This window comes from Isoptericola sp. NPDC055063 (assembly GCF_053608125.1).
The window spans coordinates 353,427-360,176 of record NZ_JBSGUW010000001.1; the positions used below are offsets into that span (position 1 = coordinate 353,427).

At 77.4% G+C, this 6,750-nt stretch carries 6 protein-coding genes; 2 read left to right on the forward strand and 4 right to left on the reverse strand.

Going from position 1 to position 6,750, the window contains the following annotated elements; genetic code table 11:
* Window positions 1-17 precede the first annotated feature (17 nt).
* From ACWF41_RS01580 to ACWF41_RS01595, 4 genes are all read right to left on the reverse strand, one after another.
* On the reverse strand, window positions 18-1,178 hold the full coding sequence (locus tag ACWF41_RS01580; RefSeq protein WP_452181904.1) for a winged helix DNA-binding domain-containing protein: 1,161 nt from the start codon (window positions 1,176-1,178) through the stop codon (window positions 18-20).
* Window positions 1,175-1,543 (reverse strand): STAS domain-containing protein, encoded by a 369-nt coding sequence (locus tag ACWF41_RS01585; RefSeq protein ID WP_380319573.1) that lies wholly within the window; start codon window positions 1,541-1,543, stop codon window positions 1,175-1,177. Before ACWF41_RS01585 ends, ACWF41_RS01580 begins: the two co-directional genes overlap by 4 nt.
* Before the next feature lie 163 nt (window positions 1,544-1,706).
* The gene (locus tag ACWF41_RS01590; protein WP_380319570.1) at window positions 1,707-2,210 is read right to left on the reverse strand and encodes an aminoacyl-tRNA deacylase; all 504 of its coding nucleotides are present in this window, start codon (window positions 2,208-2,210) and stop codon (window positions 1,707-1,709) included.
* Window positions 2,207-4,450, reverse strand: coding sequence for a PASTA domain-containing protein (locus tag ACWF41_RS01595; protein WP_380319567.1), 2,244 nt, complete (start codon window positions 4,448-4,450; stop codon window positions 2,207-2,209). Before ACWF41_RS01595 ends, ACWF41_RS01590 begins: the two co-directional genes overlap by 4 nt.
* Window positions 4,451-4,685: 235 nt before the next feature.
* Here ACWF41_RS01595 and ACWF41_RS01600 point away from each other — a divergent pair, with 235 nt between their 5' ends.
* Window positions 4,686-5,471 (forward strand): LamB/YcsF family protein, encoded by a 786-nt coding sequence (locus ACWF41_RS01600; RefSeq protein WP_380319564.1) that lies wholly within the window; start codon window positions 4,686-4,688, stop codon window positions 5,469-5,471.
* A gap of 2 nt (window positions 5,472-5,473) precedes the next feature.
* The coding region (locus tag ACWF41_RS01605) for a 5-oxoprolinase subunit B/C family protein (protein WP_452181872.1) at window positions 5,474-6,750 on the forward strand (1,277 nt) is incomplete at its 3' end.

The window sequence follows — 6,750 nt, forward strand, 5'->3', positions numbered from 1 at the left end:
CGCGGCCGGGCAGACTCTCAGTCCAGGTAGCCGGCGAGGTCGGCCACGGCGGCGGCGAGCGCCTCGAGCTCGCGCGGCGACGGCTCGCGCAGCCACTGCACGTCCACGTCGGCCCCGGCGCCCGATCCCCGGCCCGACGCCGCCGGCCAGCGCCACCGCCCGGCGACCACGCCGTCCACCGCCACGCAGTGCACGTACGCGCCCGTGCGGCCCGGGAGCGGCAGCGCCGGGTCGAACACCACGGGGCGGGTCTCGCGGTAGGAGAGCAGCAGCTCGTCGTAGGCCTGCAGCAGGTCGACGCGGGGCGGCCCGCCCGCGGCGTCGGCCCGGCCGGCAGCGCTCGCCTCGAGGGCGTCGGGCGTCGTGACCAGGGTCAGCCCCTCCAGGTCGCCGCCGCCCGGCACCTGCACCGCCTCCCCGGCGTCCGTCAGCGCGGCGAGCGCCGGCGTGAGCTGCCCGGCCGTGAGGCCGCTCCAGTGCCGCACGTCGCCGACCGTCGCGAACGCGCGGCCCGGCAGGTACCGGCGCCACAGCTCGACGGCGGCGGCCTCGGCGTCGAACCGCTCGCCCAGCGGCCCGTAGCCGGCGGGGACCCGGTCGTCGAACGCGGCGTACGACTGGTGCTGCAGCGGCGTCCCGGCCGGCGGCGGGCCGCTGACCACGAGCCGCCGCAGCTCCGCGTGCATGAGCATCTGCGTGAACGCGAGGCCGGGGGCGTCCGGGTCCAGCACCCCGCGGGCGACCAGCTCGGCCTTGATCTGGGCGCGGGTGCGCGGCCCGTCGGCGACGGCGGCCGCGACGGCGTCGGCCCCGGGGCCGAGGTCGCCGAGCTGCCACGCCTTCTCCGTCGACGCCATGAGCCGCGTGATCCGCGGGGCCGTGAGCTCCAGCAGCCAGCGCGCGTCGCCGGGCCGCACCAGGTGCCACGTGGGGCGCAGGACGTGGGTGCGCAGCAGGTCCCCCGCCGCCAGCGCCGCGTTGGTCGCCGTGCGTCCCGGCCGGGCGCCCGGCGCCACCCGCCGGGACACGCCCCACAGGGCGGGCTGCAGCTCCTGGCCCTGCACGGCCAGGAGGGCGCCGACGACGGCGGGCGCGTCGGGCAGGTGCGGCGCACGCAGCCCGATGGCCGCGAGGCGCGCGGCCCGGACGACGCCCGAGTCGGGCGCCGACCTGCTCAGGCGGGCCGCCCGGCGGGCTCGGCCTCGGCCAGGGGGATCCTGCCGCCCATGCCGACCATGTCGAGCACCTCGGCGACGGCCTCCGAGGGCTGGTACAGGCTCACGGGCGTGCCCGTCTCCTGGCCCAGCATGTAGACCTGCAGGATGAAGGCCACCCCGGAGGAGTCGATGAAGGTGACGTCCCGGGTGTCCAGGACGATGGGCTGCGTGGTCCCCCGGGCCGCCAGCGACGCCATCGCGTCGCTCGCCGCCTCGCGCAGCGCGGCGTCGACCTCGCCCCACAGGGTGAGGACGGTGGCGGCGTCGGTGGTCCGGGACGCGATCCCCGAGCTCGGTCCGGGGTCGCTGCTGGTGTCGATGTCCATGTGGTCGTGATGCTCCCGTGCGTGGGGCCCTACCGGCTGTGGACGCCGTCCGCGTCCTCTCCGTACAGCGAACGGCCCGCGTCGAGTGTTCCCCGGTCCGGCGGATTCGTCCAGCGTCCGTTCAATTCGGCGGGTCGGTCCCCGGGGGACCGGGGCCCGCCGGTCAAGCGTCGTCCAGGTCCGTGACGTCCGCGACCCGGGCGTCGAGGGCGCGCACCAGCTCCGCGCCGTCCACCGTGGCCGACACCCCGTGGCCGCCGCCCCCGACGGACACGCTCCCCGCCTCCGGGACGCGCGAGTCGGCGACGACCGGCCACGCGGTGAGCGAGCCGAACGGCGTGATCGTGCCCCGCTCGTAGCCGGTGACCTCGCGCGCCACCTCGCGGTCCGGCATGGACAGCCGGGACACGCCGAGCAGCGCGCGCAGCCGTGGCCACGCGATCGTGCGGTCGCCCGGCACGAGGACGAACAGGAAGTCGTCGTCGCCGCGCCGCACCACGAGAGTCTTGAGCACCTGCGACGGGGAGATGCCCCGCGCCTGGGCCGCCTCGGCGAGCGAGCGCACCGGCCCGTGCCGGACGATCTCGAACGCGATCCCCGACGCCTCCAGCGCCTCCCGCGTGCGCCGCTCGCCGGGCGTCTCCTGGGGCGTCTCCTCGGCGCTCACCCGGCGTCCGGGGTGCCCGTGGCGGCCGGGTCGTCCGTGGCGTCCGTGGCGGCGCCGTCCGGCTCCGTCGCGGACCCGTCGGCGGCGACGATCAGCGTGACGGTCGAGCCCTTCAGCCGCACCGTGCCCGCGTCGACGGTCGTGGTGACCACGGCGTCGTCCGCGACGCCCTCCGCCGGGTCGGTGGTCACCTCGAAGCCGGCCTCCTCGAGCACCGCCCGCGCCTCGGCGACGGTCTTGCCGGCGACGTCCGGCACGGGTGCCGCGTCCCCCCACGACAGGACGACGGTGGAGCCCTTCGGCACCGCGGTGCCCGCGCCCTTGGTGGCGACGACCAGGTCGCCGTCGTCGACGCCGTCCGCCGGGTCCGTGACCACCACGAACCCGAGGCTCTTGAGCTTCGCGCGCGCGTCGGCGACGGTCCACCCGGTGACGTCCGGGACCTTGACGGTGACCGGGCCGCTGGAGACGACGAGGCTGATGGTCGTGCCCTTCGTCACCTTCGTACCCGCGCCGCTCGTCCTCAGGACCTGGCCGGCGGGCGCGTCGCTCGCCCTGGTCGTCGTGTCGACCTTGAGGCCGAGCTTCTGGAGCTTCGCGGTCGCGGCGTCGACGCCCATCCCGCTGACGTCCGGCACGGTCACCTTCACCGGCGCCGTCGGCCCCTCTGGCTTGTCCGGGGTGCTGTCGCCCGGCTTCTTGATGGGCGCCCCCGCGGAGCCGTCCGTCGTCCCGGGCTTCGACGTGCCGCCGGACGACGAGCCGCCGGCCTTCTTCCCGTCGCTCTTCGACCCGTCGGACGTGCCGCCCTTCGACGTCGTGCCCTTCGCGCCGTCCGCGCCGGAGGTGCTGCCCGGCCCGTGCTGGGCGGCCTTGTCCTGCGCGGCGCCGGTCGCGCCCACGTCGTCCGCCTTCCAGGCCCGGTTCGGGATCGGCCCGGCGGCGAAGAACTCGAAGTGCCACGGCTCCGGCTTGGAGCCGTCCAGGCGCGCCCACGACGGGTTGTCCCAGCCGTAGTCCGGCCCGTGCACGCGCATCCACACGTACTGGGCCGTGGTGCCCGAGTTGATCGGGACGCCCAGGTCGACGGCGAGGCCCCAGCCGTGGTTCGACCAGCCCGGCGTCGCCGCGAGGTACCCCTTGGTCGCCTTGAGGCGCACCTGGGTGTCGAACGTGCGGTACGAGTCGGTCATCGGGATCGGCACCCCGAACTCCTTCTCGTACTCCACGCTCAGCGCCTCGAGCTGCTCCGCCGCGTCGCAGCGCAGCATGTGTCCGGGCGCGAAGTCGAGGGGGCACAGCGCCGACGCGGGGATCCGCCCGTTGGCGTAGCCCGACGTGCTGTTGCCGTACCGGTCCACCAGCTCCCGCAGGCTCGCCGTCAGCGTGGCCCGCGCGGCGTCCGAGACCTCCGCGCCGGCCGCGCCCGCCGGCAGGATGCCGGCGGCGAGGGTCGTCATCGACGGGTCGAGGAGCGTCGCCAGCCGCGTGGCCGCCACGACCACGTCGTCGAACGTCACGGCCTCCGCGTCGTGCTGCGACTCCGGCGGCGTGACGTCCTCCGCGCCGCTCCCCGGGACCGCGCCGTCGGGGGTCGTGCCCGTCACCGGGACCCGCGGCCCGGGAAGGACGCCGGCCTTCGCGGGACCGTCCCCCGCCTCGGGAGCCGGGTCGGACGCGTCACCCTCGTCCCCGGCGGGCCCGCCCGAGACGTGGTTCGCGACGGTCACGGCGTCCGCGACGCCGGGGACCGAGGTCGGCAGGTCCGCCGGCGGGTCGGTCACCAGGGGCGTCGGGGTCTCGGCGTCGGGCGAGGCGAACGGCGTGGCGGGGGTCGCGCCGGTCGGGTGCTGCGCCAGGTACGCGCTCAGGAGCATGCCGAGCTCGGCGGCCGCCTGCTCGACCTCGGGGGACACCGTCCGGCCGGCGTCCTTCGACGCGAGCTCCGCGCGCTCGAGGACGTCGAGGACCTCCTCGACCGTCGTCGGCCCCTCGACCGACGACGCGCCCACCACGCCCACCGAGACGCCCTCGACCCCCGCGCCGACCGACGGCGCGTCCTGCTCGGCGGAGACGGGGTTCCACGGGAGCCCGGCGACGGGCGCCGCGAGGAACGCCGCGGCCAGCACGCAGGTGGCCGTGGACGTGGCCAGCACCCGACCGACCCGGAGGCGCCGACGGACCGGCGTCTTCACCGCGTCCGCGCGCCCCATCTCGTCGGCGTCCCTCGGAGACCTCACGACGACGAACCTCCCCCATCGGCACTGCTCAGGCGCTCGGATCCTGCCACACCTCGGCGTCGTCGTGTGACACGGGCGACAGGACCGTCCCTCAACTGTGCGTCAGGCGCCTCGCTCCTGCCACCCCTGTGACGAGAGTTCATGCGACGCTCACCCGCACACCATCGGGGGAACGAGGCGGCGGGGTCGTGATACCCCGCGCCCGTCCCGCCGGGCGCGCGGCAGACTGGACGGCATGACCACCGTCGACCTCAACAGCGACCTCGGCGAGGGGTTCGGCCGCTGGACCCTGGGCGACGACGAGGCGATGCTCGACGTCGTCTCGTCGGCCAACGTGGCGTGCGGGTTCCACGCCGGCGACCCGGCCACCATCCGCGCCACCGTGCGCCTCGCGGCCGCCCGCGGCGTGACCGTCGGCGCGCACGTCGGCTACCGCGACCTGGCCGGTTTCGGCCGCCGCGACATCGACGTCCCGTCCGCCGAGCTGCAGGCCGACGTCGTCTACCAGATCGGGGCGCTGCAGGCGCTGGCCGCCGCCGAGGGCGCGCGCGTCACCTACGTGAAGCCGCACGGCGCGCTCTACAACACGGCCGCCGTGGACGAGCGGGTCGCGGCCGACGTCGCGGCCGCGGTCGCCGCCGTCGACCCGGCGCTCGTGGTCCTCGGCCTGCCCGGCACGGCCGCCCTCGCCGCCGCGGAGGCCGCCGGCCTGGCGACCGCCGCCGAGGCGTTCGCCGACCGCGCCTACTCCCCCGCCGGCACCCTCGTGCCCCGCTCCGCGCCGGGCGCCGTCATGCACGACCCGGACGTCGTGGCACGCCGCATGCTGCGGCTCGTCACCGAGGGCGTCGTGGCGGCCGTGGACGGCACCGACGTCGCCGTGCGCGCCGACTCCGTGTGCGTGCACGGGGACACCCCCGGCGCCGTCGCGATGGCGCGGCGGGTCCGCGAGGCGTTCGACGCCGCAGGGGTCGCGCTGGCCCCGTTCGCGCCCGTCCCCGCGACGCGCCCCGGTCGCTGACCGTGCGCGTCCTGCCCGCCGGCGACGACGCGCTGCTCGTCGAGGTGGACGGCCTGCGCCAGGCGCTCGCCCTGCACGCCACGCTGCGCGACGACCCCGTGCCGGGCGTCGGGCAGACGGTGCCCGGCGCGCGGACGCTGCTGGTCCCGTTCGACCCGTGGCGGCTGCCCGCGGTGCGCCTCGCCGCGCTCCTTCGCGAGCGTGCCGCCGCCGGGGCCGCGGGCGGGTCCGGGACGGCCGGCGGCGGGCGGCTCGTCGAGATCCCCGTCGTGTACGACGGCGAGGACCTGGCCGACGTCGCGCGGCTGCTCGGCTGGAGCGAGGACGAGGTGGTGCGGCGGCACACCGCCGCGGCGTGGGTGGTGGGGTTCGTCGGCTTCGCGCCGGGGTTCGCGTACCTGACCGGTGACGACGCGGGGCTCGTCGTGCCGCGGCGGGCGACGCCCCGCACCCGCGTGCCCGCCGGCTCCGTGGCGCTCGCCGGCCCGTACTCCGGCGTGTACCCGCGGGCGAGCCCGGGCGGCTGGCAGCTCGTCGGCCGCACCGACGCCGTCACGTGGGACCCGGACCGCGACCCGCCCACGCCCTGGTCGCCGGGCGACCGCGTGCGCTTCACCGCCGTGCGCGCGTCCGCCCTGGGGGCCGCTCTCGCTCACGGCGGCAGCTCGCGCTCGGAGCGGCAGTCCGAGCTGCCGACCCGGTCCCGAACTGCCGCGCCGACGGTCGGGGGCGACGCGCTGGAGGTCGTGGCCCCCGGCCTGCAGGCGCTGGTGCAGGACCTCGGGCGCCCCGGCCTCGCGCACCTGGGCGTCTCCGCATCGGGGGCCGCCGACCCCCGCAGCCTGCGCGCCGCGAACCGCGCGGTCGGCAACCCGGTCGGGGCGGCCGCCGTCGAGGCCGTGGGCGGCGGGATGCGGCTGCGCGCCCGTACCGACGTCGTCGTCGCCCTCGCCGGGGCGGACACGCACGCCGTCGTGCGGCACGACGGCGGAGAGCGCACCGCGCCCCGCGCCCGGGCGTTCCTGCTGCGGGCCGGCGACGAGCTCGCGCTGGGCGCCCCCACCCGCGGGCACCGGACCTACGTCGCCGTGCGCGGCGGCGTCGACGTGCCGCCGGTCCTCGGCTCCCGGTCCACCGACGTCCTCGCCCACCTCGGCCCGGCCCCGCTCGCCCCGAGCACCCCCCTGCGTTGTGGGGGGGGTTGTTTTGCCGGTGTGGGGGGTGGGAAAGGGGCCAGAACCCCCCACCACCCCTGGGGGGGGGGGGGGGGGGGAACCTA